Source organism: Streptomyces sp. NPDC023573 (assembly GCF_055559735.1).
The window spans coordinates 1,134,651-1,150,127 of the sequence record NZ_JBVHKB010000001.1; the positions used below are offsets into that span (position 1 = coordinate 1,134,651).

Here is a 15,477-nt window from a genome sequence, read left to right on the forward strand (position 1 = left end):
TCCCGGTGTCGTCCACCGGCCGGCCGGCTCGCCGGGCTCACTCCCGCGTCGTCACTCCCGGTCCCCGTCGGGGAGCAGCCCGGCCGCGTCCAGGAGGTAGTCGGTCATCGGGTCGTAGTAGCGCGGGTCGGCGACGTGGTCGTCGAGCGGCACGGTGACCTGGAGGGTGCCCTCCGCCTCGCCCAGGAAGAGCGCGGGGTCGTTGCAGTCGGCGTAACCGATCGAGTCGATCCCGCGCTGTCCCGCGCATCCGGCCCATCCGTGGTCGGCCACGACCAGGTCGGGCCGGGGCCGGCCCTCGCGCTCCAGGCCGTCCAGGATGGCGGCCATCGGCACCGGTGAGTGCGTGTGCCACAGGGTCGCGCCGCGCTCCAGGACCGCGACGTCGGCGAACTGGAAGACCATGCCCTCGTCCGCCATCAGGCCGCCGGGGATCCGTACGATCTCGCATCCGGCGGCCCGCAGCGCGTCCGCGGTCCGCCGGTGCACGTCGAGCAGACCGCCCGGGTGGCCGGTGGCGAGCAGCACCCGTTCCCCGTCGGCCGCCGCCTTGCGCAGCCGCGCGGCCATCCGGTCGAGGGCGTCGACCGTCAGCTCCGGGTCGATGGTGTCCTGGCCCTGACGGTGCTCCGGGTCGTCGTCGACCCCGCATCTCTCGGCCATCACGGCGAGGACGTCCTGCTCGTCGGTCCACCGGTCGCCGAGCTCCAGCCCCAGCCAGAAGTGGCGGTTGCCGTTGGCGAGCTGGCGGTAGTGGGAGAGGTTGTTGTCGCGGGGGGTGGCGACGTCGCCCGCGATACGTGTGCGGACGAGGTGCTCGACGAGTTCGGCGCGGCTGGGTATCGGCATGCACCCATTGTGCCGTCGGCGGCGCGCTGTGTGCCTGGTGTCTCGTACGGCGGAATCCCGCGGCCGGTACGGCGTCCGGGTTACGAGGCCGCCGCCGCGAAGGCCCCACGCGCCAGCCGGTGCAGCAGGGCGGCCGTGGCCGCCCGGCCCGGGAGGGCTTCGGGGCGGGTCAGGTGGGGGGTGGAGTTCAGCAGGCCGAACACGGCGTGGACGGTGACCCTGGCCTCGTTCTCCGCGAGGGCCGGGTAGAGGGCGCGTACGGCCTCGACCCAGACCTCGACGTACTGCCGCTGGAGCTGGCGCACGCGCTTGCGGTCGGTGTCACGCAGACGGTCCAGCTCGCGGTCGTGGAGGGTGATCAGGGGGCGGTCGTCCAGGGCGAAGTCGATGTGGCCCTCGATGAGCGCGTCCAGGAGCGCCTCCGGGGAGCCCTCGCGGGACGCGCCGTCCTCGGTGACGCGCAGCTTCCCGCCGGCCAGCAGGCGCTCGCTGATGCCGACGAGCAGTTCGGCGAGCATCGCGTCCTTGCCGGGGAAGTGGCGGTAGAGGCCGGGGCCGCTGATGCCGACCGCCGCCCCTATCTCGTCGACCCCGACACCGTGGAAACCGCGCTCGGCGAAGAGGCGGGCGGCCTCCCGGAGGATCTGCTCGCGGCGGGTGGGAGCCGCGACACGGGCGGCGGCATGGGTGCTCATGGGGATTCATTCTAGACAGGCGGGTTAGCGCTCGTTAACCTGAGCACCACGCGTTAACGCTCATTAACTATCGTCCGACTACCGCGGTACGGGCAAGGGGGCTCGACAGGATGCAGCAGGCACCGGTCCTGGTGAGCGCGGCCGATCCCGCCTCGGAGGCCTGGCAGGCCAACGAGGCGGCGCATCACGCGCTCGCCGAGGAGCTGCGTACGCGGCTCGCCACGGCACGGCTGGGCGGGGGTGAGAAGGCCCGGGCCCGGCATGTGGCGCGCGGCAAGCTGCTGCCCCGGGAGCGGGTGGACACGCTGCTCGACCCGGGCTCGCCCTTCCTGGAGCTGGCACCGCTCGCGGCCGAGGGGCTGTACGGGGGCGCGGCGCCGGCCGCCGGGGTGATCGCCGGGATCGGGCGGGTCAGCGGCCGGGAGTGCGTGATCGTCGCCAACGACGCGACCGTCAAGGGCGGCACGTACTACCCGATGACCGTGAAGAAGCACCTCCGCGCCCAGGAGGTGGCCCTGGAGAACCGGCTGCCGTGCCTGTACCTGGTGGACTCGGGAGGTGCCTTCCTCCCGATGCAGGACGAGGTCTTCCCCGACCGGGACCACTTCGGGCGGATCTTCTACAACCAGGCCCGGATGTCGGGCGCCGGCATCCCGCAGATCGCCGCGGTGCTCGGCTCGTGCACGGCGGGCGGGGCGTACGTCCCGGCCATGAGCGACGAGGCCGTCATCGTCCGGAATCAGGGCACGATCTTCCTGGGCGGCCCCCCGCTCGTGAAGGCGGCCACGGGTGAGGTCGTCACGGCCGAGGAGCTGGGCGGCGGCGAGGTCCACTCCCGGACGTCCGGAGTCACCGACCATCTCGCCGAGGACGACGCGCACGCGCTGCGGATCGTGCGGAACATCGTCGCGACGCTGCCCGGCCGGGGGCCGCTCCCCTGGTCCGTGGAGCCCGCCGAGGAGCCGAAGGCGGACCCCGCCGGCCTGTACGGCGCGGTGCCCGTCGATTCGCGTACGCCCTACGACGTGCGCGAGGTCATCGCCCGGGTGGTGGACGGCTCCCGCTTCCAGGAGTTCAAGGCGGAGTACGGCCAGACGCTGATCACCGGCTTCGCCCGGATCCACGGCCATCCCGTCGGGATCGTCGCCAACAACGGCATCCTGTTCTCGGAGTCCGCCCAGAAGGGCGCCCACTTCATCGAGCTGTGCGATCAGCGGGGCATCCCGCTGGTCTTCCTCCAGAACATCTCGGGCTTCATGGTCGGCAGGGACTACGAGGCCGGTGGCATCGCCAAGCACGGCGCCAAGATGGTCACGGCCGTGGCGTGCACGCGGGTGCCGAAGCTGACGGTCGTGGTCGGCGGGTCGTACGGCGCGGGGAACTACTCCATGTGCGGCCGGGCCTACGGGCCACGCTTCCTGTGGATGTGGCCCAACGCCAAGATCTCGGTGATGGGCGGGGAGCAGGCGGCCTCCGTGCTGGCCACCGTCAAGCGCGACCAGATCGAGGGCCGCGGCGAGGAGTGGCCCGCCGGGGAGGAAGAGGCCTTCAAGGACCCGGTCCGCGCGCAGTACGAGCAGCAGGGCAACGCCTACTACGCCACCGCCCGGCTGTGGGACGACGGTGTGATCGACCCCGTGGAGACCCGGCAGGTGCTGGGGCTCGCCCTGACCGCGTGTGCCAACGCCCCGCTGGGCGACCCCCAGTTCGGCGTCTTCCGGATGTGATGTGAGGACTTCCATGTTCAGCACTGTTCTGGTCGCCAACCGTGGCGAGATCGCGGTCCGGGTCATCCGGACCCTGCGCGAGCTCGGGGTGCGGTCGGTCGCCGTCTTCAGCGACGCGGACGCGGACGCCCGGCACGTCCGGGAGGCGGATACGGCGGTACGGATCGGGCCGGCGCCCGCCGCCGAGAGCTATCTGTCGGTGGAGCGGCTGCTGGACGCCGCCCGCCGCACGGGCGCGGAGGCGGTCCACCCGGGCTACGGCTTCCTCGCGGAGAACGCGGCCTTCGCCCGGGCGTGCGGGGAGGCGGGGCTGGCCTTCATCGGCCCGCCCGCCTCCGCGATCGCGCTGATGGGCGACAAGATCCGCGCCAAGGAGACCGTCGCCGCGGCCGGGGTGCCGGTGGTGCCCGGGTCCTCCGGGAGCGGGCTCACCGACGCACAGCTGGGCACGGCCGCCCGGGAGATCGGGATGCCCGTCCTGCTGAAGCCCTCGGCGGGCGGCGGCGGCAAGGGCATGCGGCTGGTGCGTGAGGAGGCGCTGCTCGCCGACGAGATCGCGGCGGCCCGGCGCGAGGCGCGCGCCTCGTTCGGTGACGACACGCTCCTCGTGGAGCGGTGGATCGACCGGCCGCGCCACATCGAGATCCAGGTCCTGGCCGATGCCCACGGCAACGTGGTGCACCTCGGCGAGCGCGAGTGCTCCCTCCAGCGCCGCCACCAGAAGATCATCGAGGAGGCGCCCTCGGTCCTGCTCGACGAGGCGACCCGGGCCGCGATGGGCGAGGCGGCCGTGCAGGCGGCCCGCTCCTGCGGATACGTCGGCGCGGGCACGGTCGAGTTCATCGTCCCGGGCAGCGACCCCTCCTCGTACTACTTCATGGAGATGAACACCCGCCTCCAGGTCGAGCACCCCGTCACCGAGCTGATCACCGGGCTGGACCTGGTGGAGTGGCAGCTGCGGGTCGCCTCCGGAGACCCACTGACGTACGGCCAGGCGGACATCACGCTCACCGGGCACGCCGTCGAGGCCCGGGTCTGCGCGGAGGACCCGGCGCGCGGCTTCCTGCCGTCCGGCGGCACGGTGCTCGCGCTGCACGAGCCGGCGGGCGGCGGCGTGCGGACGGACTCGGGGCTCAGCGAGGGCGTGCCGGTCGGCAGCACGTACGACCCGATGCTGTCGAAGGTCATCGCCTACGGCCCCGACCGGGCGACCGCCCTGCGCCGGCTGCGGGCGGCGCTCGCGGACACGGTGGTGCTGGGCGTCCCGACGAACGCCGGCTTCCTGCGGCGGCTGCTGGCCCATCCGGCGGTGGCAGCGGGCGATCTGGACACCGGCCTCGTGGAGCGGGAGGCGGACGGCCTGGTGCCGGACGGGGTGCCGGAGGAGGTGTACGCGGCGGCGGCGCTGCTGCGGCAGCCGTCCCCCGCTCCCGCCGGCGGCTGGGTCGATCCGTTCTCGGTGCCCAGCGGCTGGCGGCTGGGCGGCACCCCCGCGGAAACCTTCCACCACTTCCGCGTCCCCGGCCATGACCCGGTGCGCGTGGGTCTGCGTACGGGTGCGGGGTCCACGGCGGCGCTGACGTTCGGCCACGCCGGGGACCGGGAGGAGCCCGTGGACACGTGCGGTCCGGTGCCGTCGCTGCCGGGCGCGGAGAGGGCCCGGCTGGTCGAGGCGTCCGGGAGGCGTGTCGTCGTCGAACTCGACGGCCTGACCCACACGTTCAGCCTGGCGTCGTCCCCGGACGGGATCTGGCTGGGCCGGGACGGGGACGCCTGGCACGTCCAGGACCACGACCCGGTGGAGGCGTCCCTCAGCGGCGCCGCCCGTTCGGGCGCCGACACGCTCGCCGCGCCCATGCCCGGCACCGTCACGGTGGTGAAGGTGGCGGTCGGCGACGAGGTCGTCGCCGGGCAGAGCCTGCTGGTCGTCGAGGCGATGAAGATGGAGCACGTCATCTCCGCCCCGCACGCCGGGACCGTCACCGAGCTGGACGTCACCGCCGGTGCCACGGTCGCCATGGACCAGATCCTGGCCGTGGTGGCCCCGAGGGAGGAATCGTGACCGTCACCGGACTGCCCATGAAGGTGCCCGCGCCGGGGCTGCCCTCCCGGGTCCGTATCCATGAGGTCGGCGCCCGCGACGGGCTGCAGAACGAGAAGTCCGTCGTACCGACCGGGGTGAAGGCGGAGTTCGTCCGCCGTCTCGCGGAGGCCGGGCTCTCCACGATCGAGGCGACCAGCTTCGTCCATCCGAAGTGGGTGCCCCAACTGGCGGACGCGGAGCAGCTGTTCCCGATGCTCGGCGAGATCGCGGACGTCGGGGACGTGGCCCTGCCGGTCCTGGTGCCCAACGAACGCGGCCTGGACCGGGCGCTCGCGCTCGGTGCCCGCAGGATCGCCGTGTTCGGCTCGGCGACGGAGACGTTCGCCGCCCGCAACCTCAACCGCACGGTGGACGAGTCGCTCGCCATGTTCGAGCCGGTGGTGGCCCGGGCGGCGGCGGCCGGGGTGCATGTGCGCGGCTACCTCTCGATGTGTTTCGGCGACCCGTGGGAGGGTGCCGTGCCCGTCGAGCAGGTCGTCCGCGTCGCGAAGGCGCTGATGGACCTCGGCTGTGACGAGCTCTCCCTCGGCGACACGATCGGCGTGGCCACCCCGGGCCATGTGACGGCGCTGCTGACCGCGCTGAACGAGTCGGGAGTCGCCACCGGCACGATCGGGGTGCACTTCCACGACACGTACGGCCAGGCGCTCTCCAACACCCTGGCCGCGCTCCAGCACGGTGTGACGACGGTGGACGCCTCGGCGGGCGGCCTCGGCGGCTGCCCGTACGCGAAGAGCGCGACCGGAAATCTCGCCACCGAGGATCTCGTGTGGATGCTCGACGGCCTCGGTGTCGAAACCGGGGTCGATCTCGGCGCCCTCACCGCCACCAGCGTGTGGATGGCCGAACAGCTGGGCCGCCCGAGCCCTTCCCGTACCGTCCGCGCGCTGTCCCACAAGGAGTGAACGACCCATGTCCCTTGACCACCGGCTGACCGCCGAGCACGAGGAACTGCGCCGCACCGTCGAGGAGTTCGCACACGATGTGATCGCCCCGAAGATCGGCGACTTCTACGAGCGCCACGAGTTCCCGTACGAGATCGTGCGGGAGATGGGGCGCATGGGCCTGTTCGGCCTGCCCTTCCCCGAGGAGTACGGCGGCATGGGCGGCGACTACCTCGCGCTCGGGATCGCCCTGGAGGAGCTGGCCCGGGTCGACTCCTCCGTGGCGATCACGCTGGAGGCGGGTGTCTCGCTCGGCGCCATGCCCGTCTACCGCTTCGGGACCGAGGAGCAGAAGCAGCGGTGGCTGCCGAAGCTCTGCGCGGGCGAGGCGCTCGGCGCGTTCGGCCTGACGGAGCCGGACGGCGGTTCCGACGCGGGCGGGACGCGGACGACGGCCGTGCTGGACGAGGCCGCCGGCGAGTGGGTGATCAACGGCTCCAAGTGCTTCATCACCAACTCCGGTACGGACATCACGGAGCTGGTCACGGTGACGGCGGTCACCGGCCGCAAGGAGAACGGCGCCCCGCGCATCTCCGCGATCATCGTCCCGTCGGGCACCCCCGGCTTCACGGTGGCCGCCCCGTACTCCAAGGTCGGCTGGAACGCCTCGGACACCCGTGAGCTGTCCTTCTCCGACGTCCGCGTCCCGGCGGCGAACCTGCTGGGCGAGGAGGGCCGTGGTTACGCGCAGTTCCTGCGGATCCTGGACGAGGGCCGGATCGCGATCTCGGCGTTGTCGACGGGCCTGGCCCAGGGCTGTGTGGACGAGTCCCTGAAGTACGCGAGAGAGCGGCACGCCTTCGGAAAGCCGATCGGCGCCAACCAGGCCATCCAGTTCAAGATCGCCGACATGGAGACACGGGCGCACATGGCCCGGGTCGGCTGGCGGGACGCGGCCTCACGGCTGGTGGCGGGCGAGCCGTTCAAGAAGGAGGCGGCGATCGCGAAGCTGTACTCCTCGACGGTGGCGGTGGACAACGCCCGCGAGGCGACGCAGATCCACGGCGGCTACGGCTTCATGAACGAGTACCCGGTGGCCCGGATGTGGCGCGACTCCAAGATCCTGGAGATCGGCGAGGGCACGAGCGAGGTCCAGCGGATGCTGATCGCCAGGGAGCTGGGGATGGACGCCTGACAGGCGGGCCCGCGAGAGATATACTCCGCCTCAGGCGTATATCGATCCGGCCCCAGGAGGTCCACCATGACGAAGACCCTCGTGGATGTGGACGACCAGATGCTGGCATTCGCCCAGCAGCAGCTCGGCACCTCGACCAAGCGGGAGACGATCAACCGAGCACTGACGATAGCTGCCGCGGTCAGTGCGGACGACCGGGCCCGGGCCCTGCGGTGGCTACAGGACAACGCGGACCAGTTCCTGGACTTCGACGTCCTCGAAGAGCGGGAGCGGTCCGGGCTGTGAGCTACCTCGCCGATACGTCCGCCGTCTGGCGCCTGCTCCGGCGCCAGGTAGGAGAACCCTGGCCGCAGCGCGTCGCCCAGGGCCTCGTGGCGCTCTGCCCGCCCGTGGAGTCCGAGCTCCTGCCGGCACTTCGGGCGGACCGGGACCACGATCCGTTCTTCACCATGCTCGGCCAGACCTTCGGATGGGTTCCCGCACTCGAGGATCCCTGGCCGAGGATCATCGGCGTGCAGCGGGATCTGGTCAGGATCGGTCACCACCGGGGCCCCTCACCCATGGACATCCTCATCGCGCTGACCGCTCGACAGCACAGGCTCACCGTGCTGCATGTGGACGATGACTTCGGCGCGATCGCCAAGGTGTGCCCGGACATCGAGATGCTGCGCCTCCAGCCGGTCACCGGCTGAAGCCGTACGTCCACGAGAGCCGCCTTCCCTGGTCACAAGGGGAGGCGGCTTTCCCGTGGGCCGGTAACGGAACGGCCGCTGCCTCTTGCCCTCCCCGTCCACGGTGTGTGAGGTTAGGCTAGCCTTCCTTCGAATCGTCAGCGGGCGCCCTGGGGCGCGTACGAAAGCAGACCCACTCATGTCCAACCTCCGGACCAGCCCACTCTCCCGCCGCGGCCTGCTGGCCGCCGGTGGTGCCGTCGGTCTCGGTGCCGTCCTCGCAGCCTGTGGCGACGGCGACGAGAAGAGCTCCGCATCGGGTACGGGCGCGGAGAAATCCGGCCCCTGGTCCTTCAAGGACGACCGCGGGCAGACGGCGAAGGCCGATTCCGTACCGAAGAACATAGTCGCGTTCATCGGTGTGGCCGCCGCGCTCCACGACTACGGCGTCGAGGTCAAGGGTGTCTTCGGTCCGACGAAGACCTCCGACGGCAAGGCCGATGTGCAGGCCGGCGACCTGGACATCAGCAAGGTCGAGGTGCTCGGCAACGTCTGGGGCGAGTTCAACGTCGAGAAGTACGCCGGTCTCGCGCCGGAGCTCCTCGTCACCGCCATGTGGGAGAAGGACGCCCTCTGGTACGTGCCGGACCAGTCCAAGGACAAGATCCTCAAGCTGGCCCCGAGCGTCGCCCTGTGGGCCGCGCAGACCACGGTGCCGAAGGCGATCCAGCGTCATGAGGACCTCGCCGCCTCCCTCGGCGCCGACATCAAGGCCAAGAAGGTCACCGACGCCAAGGCCGCGTTCGAGAAGGCCGCGGCCCGGCTGCGCGCCGCCGCCAAGTCCCAGCCGAACATCAAGGTCATGGTCGGCTCGGCCAGCCAGGACCTGTTCTACGTCTCCCTCGCCAAGACGTCCGCCGACACCCTGTACTTCCAGGAGCTCGGTGTGCGGTTCGTCGAGCCGAAGGTCAACGCGGCCGGCTTCTTCGAGGAGCTGAGCTGGGAGAACGTCGACAAGTACGACGCCGACATCATCATGATGGACAACCGCTCCTCGGCCCTGCAGCCCGACGCCCTGACCTCCAAGCCGACCTGGGCCCAGCTCCCCGCCGTCAAGGCCGGCCAGGTCATCCCGCGTACGACGGAGCCCATCTACTCCTACGACAAGTGCGCGCCGATCCTCGACGCCCTCGCCGAGGCCATCGAGAAGGCCAAGAAGGTCAGCTGACCCTGCGGCCCTGCCGGGAGCGACTCCCGGCAGGGCCTTCGCCGTTCCGGTTCCTGGGAGGACCCCTCGCATGACGACCGCCACCGCACCCGCCGTCGCCCCCTTCCGGTTCTTCGCCCTGACGGTCCTCAGGACCAGCAGACTGAGCCCCTCCCTGCGCAGAATCACCTTCGGCGGACCGGGGAGCGACGGCTTCGTCGCCGGGGGCCGGGACCAGAGTCTCTCGATCTTCCTGCCGCACCCGGGCCAGACCGAGGCGGTCGTCCCGGTCGACGAGAACGGTGAGTGGTTCGCCGCCTGGCGGGCCCTGCCCCCGGATGTCCGGGCCCTGATGCGGTCGTACACCGTGCGCGCCCAGCGGTACGCCCCGGACGGCTCGACCGAGATCGACATCGACTTCGCCCTCCACGAGGACGGCGGGCCGGCCTGCCGCTGGGCCGAGGCCGCCGCGCCGGGGCAGCGGCTCACCGTCCTGGGCCCCACCGGCGAGGACAACAACGGCATCCGCTTCCAGCCGCCGCAGGACACCGGCTGCGTGCTGATCTGCGCCGACGAGACGGCACTCCCCGCCGCCTCGGCCGCCCTGGAGTGGCTGCCGGCCGGCATGAAGGCCAGGGTCTGGCTGGAGGTCCCGCACACCCAGGACCGGCTGGACATCCGTACCGGGGCCGACGCCCACATCACCTGGCTCGTGCGGGACGAAGGCGCTCCCTCCGCCGTGGACGCCGTGCGCGCCGCCGCGCTGCCCGAGGGCACCCCGTACGTCTGGATCGCCGGCGAGTCGTCCGGGGTCAGGGCGCTGCGCCGCCACTTCGTGCGGGAGCGGGAGTTCGACCGCAGGCGCGTCACCTTCACCGGCTACTGGCGGCGCGGGCTGAGCGAGGAACAGTTGAGGGAGCAGGCGGCGCGGGTCGCGTCGTAACCGCGGCCCGCCGAGCGGCGACCGCTTCGAGCAGACCGGACAGTCGGTTACGCACAGTGCTGCGAGGGCGGCAGCCCTCTCTCGCCGGATCTCCTCCACGCTGGCCGGAACCGCGCACCGACCGGCCGAGGAACCGACCGCGGCCGCACAGCTCACCGTGGCCGGTTTCCGGGCGGTGGGGACCGGCATGACCGAGGGGCACCCCTGCTTTGTCGCCACCAGCGGGCAGCTCGACTTCGGCCACTCTCCCCCTGGCGGCCACTGAGGCCGAATGACGAGAACGTAACGGACATAACCGCCCCATCGTCTCTTCAGGGTGAGATTCCTGCCCGATATCGGGCAGATTTCTTGCGTAGCGCCACCGATCCACGCAATATCGACGAGTGCTCGAACACCGCCCCGCGCATGACGACCTCATCGACCACCTCGTACGCTCCACCGCGCTCCAGCGCGGCGAGGCCGCCCGGGTGATCCTCGACGTGCTGGCGTACTTCGACGAGACGACCGAGACCTTCGTCCGGCGCCGCCACCGCGAACTGCAGTCCGGCGGCCTGGTGAACTCGGAGATCTTCGAGCGGATCGCGGCCGAACTGCCGCACCGCGCGGTGGCGCCGCAGGAGCTCTCGCTCCGCCAGCTGCGCCGCATCGTCTACGGCTGAGCGGGACGGACCGGGCACCGGTCTTTTTGTGCGTCGATGGAGGGCAGGACCCATGTGCGGGATCGTCGGATACATCGGGAAGCGTGACGTGGCTCCGCTGCTGCTGGAAGGTCTCCAGCGGCTGGAGTACCGGGGGTACGACTCCGCGGGCATCGTCATCACGGGCAAGGCCGCGGCCGGGAAGCCCGGCGTCCTGAAGATGGTCAAGGCCAAGGGCCGGGTCCGCGAGCTGGAGGCCCGGGTGCCCAAGCGGTTCGCCGGCACCACCGGCATCGCCCACACCCGCTGGGCCACGCACGGCGCCCCGAGCGACGAGAACGCGCACCCGCACCTGGACGCGGAGAGCAAGGTCGCCGTCGTCCACAACGGCATCATCGACAACGCCTCCGAGCTCCGCGCGAGGCTCGTCGCCGACGGCGTCGTCTTCCTCTCGGAGACCGACACCGAGGTGCTGGTCCACCTGATCTCCCGCTCGGGGGCGCTGACGCTGGAGGAGAAGGTCCGCGAGGCGCTGAAGTCCGTCGAGGGCACGTACGGCATCGCCGTCCTGCACGCCGACTTCAACGACCGCATCGTCGTCGCCCGCAACGGCTCCCCGGTCGTGCTCGGCATCGGCGAGAAGGAGATGTTCGTCGCCTCCGACGTGGCCGCCCTGGTCGCGCACACCCGCCAGATCGTCACCCTGGACGACGGCGAGATGGCCACCCTCAAGGCCGACGACTTCCGCACGTACACCACGGAGGGCTCCACCACGACGGCCACGCCGACCACCGTGGAGTGGGAGGCCGAGTCGTACGACATGGGCGGCCACGACACGTACATGCACAAGGAGATCTCCGAGCAGGCCGACGCCGTGGACCGTGTGCTGCGCGGCCGCATCGACGACCGCTTCTCCACCGTGCACCTGGGCGGTCTGAATCTGGACGCCCGCGAGGCGCGCGGGGTCCGCCGGATCAAGATCCTGGGCTGCGGCACCTCGTACCACGCGGGCATGATCGGCGCCGGCCTCATCGAGGAGCTGGCCCGCATTCCCGCGGACGCGGAGCCCGCGTCCGAGTTCCGCTACCGCAACCCGGTCGTGGACCCCGACACCCTGTACGTCGCCGTCTCGCAGTCCGGCGAGACCTACGACGTGCTGGCCGCCGTGCAGGAGCTCAAGCGCAAGGGCGCCCGTGTCCTGGGCGTCGTGAACGTCGTCGGCTCGGCGATCGCCCGCGAGGCGGACGGCGGCATGTACGTCCACGCGGGCCCCGAGGTCTGCGTCGTCTCCACCAAGTGCTTCACCAACACCGTCGTCGCCTTCGCGCTGCTCGCCCTGCACCTGGGCCGCATCCGCGACCTCTCGGTGGCCGACGGCAAGCGGATCATCGAGGGCCTGCGCAAGCTGCCGGAGCAGATCGGCCGGATCCTGGAGTCGGAGGACGAGATCAAGAAGCTGGCCGAGGAGTACGCGGGCGCGCAGTCGATGATGTTCATCGGCCGCGTCCGGGGCTACCCGGTCGCACTGGAGGCCTCCCTGAAGCTCAAGGAGATCTCGTACATCCACGCCGAGGCCTACCCCGCCTCGGAGCTCAAGCACGGTCCCCTCGCGCTCATCGAGCCGGCGCTCCCCACCGTCGCGATCGTCCCGGACGACGACCTCCTGGAGAAGAACCGCGCCGCGCTGGAGGAGATCAAGGCCCGCAGCGGACGCATCCTCGCCGTCGCCCACCGCGAGCAGGAGAAGGCCGACCACACGATCGTCGTCCCGAAGAACGAGAACGAGCTGGACCCGATCCTGATGGGCATCCCGCTGCAGCTGCTCGCCTACCACACGGCCCTGGCCATGGGCCGTGACATCGACAAGCCGCGCAACCTGGCGAAGTCGGTCACCGTCGAGTAGCGGGCACCGTCCCGCCGCCCGCGGAAAGGCCCCTGACGGTGCGTCAGGGGCCTTTCCGCGCGCTCAGGGGCTGCTCAGGGGATGACGATGACCGGGCGCTGGGCGCGGCGCGCGAGACGGCCGGCCACGGACCCGAAGATGCGGCCCACGATGCCGTGTGTCGAGCCGACGACGATCGCGTCGGCCGAATACTCGCGGCCGACCTCCTCCAGCTCGTGGCAGATGTCCCCGCCGCGCTCCACGAGGACCCAGGGCACCTCGGAGAGATAGTCCGCGCAGGCCAGCTCGAGACCGAGGACCTCGGTGCGGTGGTCGGGGACGTCGACGAAGACGGGCGGCTCGCAGCCGGCCCAGACGGTGGTCGGCAGCCGGTTGGCCACGTGGACGATGATCAGCCCGGAGCTGTGCCGGTTCGCCATTCCGATGGCGTACGCGAGCGCTCGTTCGCTGGACATGGAGCCGTCGAAACCGACCACGACGCCATGCCGGAAGGCGGGATCGCAGGAAGGGCGCGACTCTGCGACCGTCTGCGGTTCCGACCCGGGGTCGGCTACCTGCTTGCGGTCTGCGGGTTCAGGGATTTCGTGACCGGCCATCGGTGTCTCGGCGAAGAGAGTCCTCGTGAGGAGGGAGCGGTTTGGAGGTGTACCTGCGCGCGGAGGAGCTGTGTCCGGGAAACATCTTCCCAATCCCCTACCCCCAAGGGTACGGCGCCACTCCTCCACTGCCCAGCGCTCACACATCGCGGGCGGCGATGGAGGGAGCATGCCGGAGAGTGCCCCGGTATGGCAATGCCGGTTGCGTCGTACATCCAGCTCGTGGAGGCTCCGACGGGTTCCGGTCACGGTGTCCGGCCGGCGCCCGCGGCGATCCGGGCGGCGCGGCCGAATGTGCCACCCGCCCCTCCGGCAGGGGCCGTCACACCCCGCCATCGTGCAATTGCACATCGTTCACCCGGAGCGCCCGGACGGCCTCCAGGGGCCCCGGAGGCGCATGTGGGCTCCTGTGAACAGGGGGCGTACGCCGGTCGCATGACTGGATTACGCGCACGCAACCATCGGTTTTCAGCCAACTTCGCGTTCACCCCGTTCCCTTGGGGTCACAGCCGCTCAACCCGCGTGCCACCAGGCAGGAATAGACCGCGCGGTACGCTTTGACCCTATGGGGACGGGCCATGATCGCTATGCGCCCTTCCCTGTGGGGCTCACGGGTGAAACGCTTCGTGATCGAACGCTTCGCGCCAAGTTGCCTTGTCGACATAGTGCCGGTGGGGGAACGTGTCACGTCGGGACCACGGGACGCAGTAGATTCGATCTTGAGTGTCGAGGACTGGGGACGCGTGCGAGACCGAGGGGAAACGTGCAGGAGCGACAGGCCCGTAGGGACCAGGAAGACGCGAACACCGAGGGGGGCTTAGCGTCATGAGCCAGGACTCCGCCACCGCAACGGAGGCGTCACGGAAACTGACCGGGCGGCGACGCCGGGAAGTCGTAGCCGTACTGCTGTTCAGTGGCGGCCCTATCTTCGAGAGCTCCATTCCGCTCTCGGTTTTCGGAATCGACCGGCAGGACGCGGGCGTTCCGCGCTACCGCCTGCTGGTCTGCGGGGGTGAGGAAGGACCGCTGCGCACCACCGGCGGGCTCGAACTCAGCGCACCGTACGGCCTGGAGGCGATCAGCAGGGCGGGCACCGTCGTGGTGCCGGCCTGGAGGTCGATCACCTCCCCGCCGCCCGCAGAGGCCCTGGACGCGCTGCGCCGCGCCCATGAGGAGGGTGCCCGCATCGTCGGACTCTGCACGGGGGCCTTCGTCCTCGCCGCGGCCGGCCTGCTGGACGGCCGCCCGGCCACCACTCACTGGATGTACGCGCCGACGCTGGCCAAGCGCTATCCGTCGGTGCACGTCGATCCGCGTGAGCTGTTCGTCGACGACGGCGATGTGCTCACCTCGGCCGGAACGGCGGCCGGAATCGACCTGTGCCTCCACATAGTCCGTACCGACCACGGCACCGAGGCGGCAGGGGCCCTGGCCCGCCGGCTCGTCGTACCGCCGCGGCGCAGCGGGGGCCAGGAGCGCTACCTCGACAGGTCTTTACCCGAAGAGATCGGCTCCGACCCGCTCGCCGAGGTCGTGGCCTGGGCGCTGGAGCATCTCCACGAGCAGTTCGACGTGGAGACGCTGGCCGCGCGTGCCTACATGAGCCGGCGGACCTTCGACCGCAGGTTCCGTTCGCTCACGGGCAGCGCCCCGCTCCAGTGGCTCATCACCCAGCGCGTGCTGCAGGCACAGCGGCTGCTCGAGACCTCCGACTACTCCGTCGACGAGGTCGCGGGCCGCTGCGGCTTCCGCTCGCCGGTCGCGCTGCGCGGGCACTTCCGCCGCCAGCTGGGCTCCTCCCCCGCCGCGTACCGGGCCGCCTACCGGGCCCGCCGTCCGCAGGGCGGGGCGCTGGAGAGCGTCGCCACGGTGCTCGAGACGTCCGTACCCGTCCAGGGCACGGCGTCGAGCCGACGGGCCGCCGCGGCGTCCTCGTCCGGCCCGTCGCCGGTGACCGCGACGGCCGCTCCGGGCGGCGCGGCGGACCGTCCCGGACCGGGCCCGGAGGCGTACGCTCCGGGCCGCCCGGCCCTGCCGGGGCAGCGCAGCGCCCCGTAGGGTGGGG

At 71.3% G+C, this 15,477-nt stretch carries 14 protein-coding genes; 11 read left to right on the top strand and 3 right to left on the bottom strand.

What is annotated here, in order from left to right; translation table 11 throughout:
* Nucleotides 1-51: 51 nt before the first annotated feature.
* Nucleotides 52-849 carry a phosphatase gene (locus ACZ32T_RS05070; protein ID WP_467262901.1) on the bottom strand — a complete coding sequence of 266 codons (798 nt, stop codon included), beginning with the start codon at nucleotides 847-849 and terminating at the stop codon, nucleotides 52-54.
* Nucleotides 850-929: 80 nt separating this feature from the next.
* Nucleotides 930-1,544, bottom strand: a complete 615-nt coding sequence (locus tag ACZ32T_RS05075; protein WP_467365406.1) for an SACE_7040 family transcriptional regulator — start codon at nucleotides 1,542-1,544, stop codon at nucleotides 930-932.
* A gap of 110 nt (nucleotides 1,545-1,654) precedes the next feature.
* On the opposite strand from ACZ32T_RS05075, the gene ACZ32T_RS05080 reads away from it, so the two are divergent.
* The 10 genes from ACZ32T_RS05080 (at nucleotide 1,655) to glmS (ending at nucleotide 12,816) form a co-directional block, all read left to right on the top strand.
* Complete coding sequence (locus tag ACZ32T_RS05080) at nucleotides 1,655-3,271, top strand: carboxyl transferase domain-containing protein (protein WP_467262905.1); 1,617 nt, start codon at nucleotides 1,655-1,657, stop codon at nucleotides 3,269-3,271.
* A gap of 13 nt (nucleotides 3,272-3,284) precedes the next feature.
* Nucleotides 3,285-5,333: an acetyl/propionyl/methylcrotonyl-CoA carboxylase subunit alpha gene (locus ACZ32T_RS05085; protein WP_467365408.1), complete on the top strand. Its 2,049-nt coding sequence runs from the start codon at nucleotides 3,285-3,287 to the stop codon at nucleotides 5,331-5,333.
* 17 nt (nucleotides 5,334-5,350) lie between these two features.
* A complete protein-coding gene (locus ACZ32T_RS05090) occupies nucleotides 5,351-6,280 on the top strand; it encodes a hydroxymethylglutaryl-CoA lyase (protein WP_467365669.1) in 930 nt (309 codons plus the stop codon).
* Nucleotides 6,281-6,287: 7 nt separating this feature from the next.
* Entirely contained in the window at nucleotides 6,288-7,454 is a 1,167-nt protein-coding gene (locus tag ACZ32T_RS05095; RefSeq protein ID WP_467262908.1) for an acyl-CoA dehydrogenase family protein, read from the top strand.
* A 66-nt stretch (nucleotides 7,455-7,520) separates the two neighbouring features.
* Nucleotides 7,521-7,739: a type II toxin-antitoxin system VapB family antitoxin gene (locus ACZ32T_RS05100; protein WP_467262910.1), complete on the top strand. Its 219-nt coding sequence runs from the start codon at nucleotides 7,521-7,523 to the stop codon at nucleotides 7,737-7,739.
* Nucleotides 7,736-8,146, top strand: coding sequence for a VapC toxin family PIN domain ribonuclease (locus ACZ32T_RS05105; protein ID WP_467262912.1), 411 nt, complete (start codon nucleotides 7,736-7,738; stop codon nucleotides 8,144-8,146). The genes ACZ32T_RS05100 and ACZ32T_RS05105 overlap by 4 nt, the downstream gene beginning before the upstream one ends.
* Nucleotides 8,147-8,324: 178 nt before the next feature.
* Nucleotides 8,325-9,353: an ABC transporter substrate-binding protein gene (locus ACZ32T_RS05110; protein ID WP_467262914.1), complete on the top strand. Its 1,029-nt coding sequence runs from the start codon at nucleotides 8,325-8,327 to the stop codon at nucleotides 9,351-9,353.
* 70 nt (nucleotides 9,354-9,423) lie between these two features.
* Nucleotides 9,424-10,275, top strand: a complete 852-nt coding sequence (locus tag ACZ32T_RS05115; protein ID WP_467365410.1) for a siderophore-interacting protein — start codon at nucleotides 9,424-9,426, stop codon at nucleotides 10,273-10,275.
* 383 nt (nucleotides 10,276-10,658) lie between these two features.
* Complete coding sequence (locus tag ACZ32T_RS05120) at nucleotides 10,659-10,934, top strand: hypothetical protein (RefSeq protein WP_467262917.1); 276 nt, start codon at nucleotides 10,659-10,661, stop codon at nucleotides 10,932-10,934.
* A gap of 52 nt (nucleotides 10,935-10,986) precedes the next feature.
* On the top strand, nucleotides 10,987-12,816 hold the full coding sequence (glmS, locus tag ACZ32T_RS05125) for a glutamine--fructose-6-phosphate transaminase (isomerizing) (RefSeq protein ID WP_467262920.1): 1,830 nt from the start codon (nucleotides 10,987-10,989) through the stop codon (nucleotides 12,814-12,816).
* Between the two features lie 74 nt (nucleotides 12,817-12,890).
* On the opposite strand, the gene ACZ32T_RS05130 is transcribed toward glmS, so the two are convergent.
* Complete coding sequence (locus ACZ32T_RS05130) at nucleotides 12,891-13,412, bottom strand: universal stress protein (RefSeq protein ID WP_467262924.1); 522 nt, start codon at nucleotides 13,410-13,412, stop codon at nucleotides 12,891-12,893.
* Between the two features lie 825 nt (nucleotides 13,413-14,237).
* Here ACZ32T_RS05130 and ACZ32T_RS05135 point away from each other — a divergent pair.
* A complete protein-coding gene (locus ACZ32T_RS05135) occupies nucleotides 14,238-15,470 on the top strand; it encodes a helix-turn-helix domain-containing protein (protein ID WP_467262926.1) in 1,233 nt (410 codons plus the stop codon).
* The last annotated feature ends 7 nt before the right edge of the window (nucleotides 15,471-15,477 follow it).

Excerpts from the sequence above, each read along its gene's own strand:
- ACZ32T_RS05110 (WP_467262914.1), top strand. The coding sequence starts at position 8,325 with ATGTCCAACCTCCGGACCAGCCCACTCTCCCGCCGCGGCCTGCTGGCC.
- ACZ32T_RS05085 (WP_467365408.1), top strand. The coding sequence starts at position 3,285 with ATGTTCAGCACTGTTCTGGTCGCCAACCGTGGCGAGATCGCGGTCCGG.
- ACZ32T_RS05130 (WP_467262924.1), bottom strand. The coding sequence starts at position 13,412 with ATGGCCGGTCACGAAATCCCTGAACCCGCAGACCGCAAGCAGGTAGCC.
- ACZ32T_RS05135 (WP_467262926.1), top strand. The coding sequence starts at position 14,238 with ATGAGCCAGGACTCCGCCACCGCAACGGAGGCGTCACGGAAACTGACC.
- ACZ32T_RS05090 (WP_467365669.1), top strand. The coding sequence starts at position 5,351 with ATGAAGGTGCCCGCGCCGGGGCTGCCCTCCCGGGTCCGTATCCATGAG.
- ACZ32T_RS05115 (WP_467365410.1), top strand. The coding sequence starts at position 9,424 with ATGACGACCGCCACCGCACCCGCCGTCGCCCCCTTCCGGTTCTTCGCC.
- ACZ32T_RS05075 (WP_467365406.1), bottom strand. The coding sequence starts at position 1,544 with ATGAGCACCCATGCCGCCGCCCGTGTCGCGGCTCCCACCCGCCGCGAG.
- glmS (WP_467262920.1), top strand. The coding sequence starts at position 10,987 with ATGTGCGGGATCGTCGGATACATCGGGAAGCGTGACGTGGCTCCGCTG.
- ACZ32T_RS05080 (WP_467262905.1), top strand. The coding sequence starts at position 1,655 with ATGCAGCAGGCACCGGTCCTGGTGAGCGCGGCCGATCCCGCCTCGGAG.
- ACZ32T_RS05095 (WP_467262908.1), top strand. The coding sequence starts at position 6,288 with ATGTCCCTTGACCACCGGCTGACCGCCGAGCACGAGGAACTGCGCCGC.
- ACZ32T_RS05070 (WP_467262901.1), bottom strand. The coding sequence starts at position 849 with ATGCCGATACCCAGCCGCGCCGAACTCGTCGAGCACCTCGTCCGCACA.
- ACZ32T_RS05100 (WP_467262910.1), top strand. The coding sequence starts at position 7,521 with ATGACGAAGACCCTCGTGGATGTGGACGACCAGATGCTGGCATTCGCC.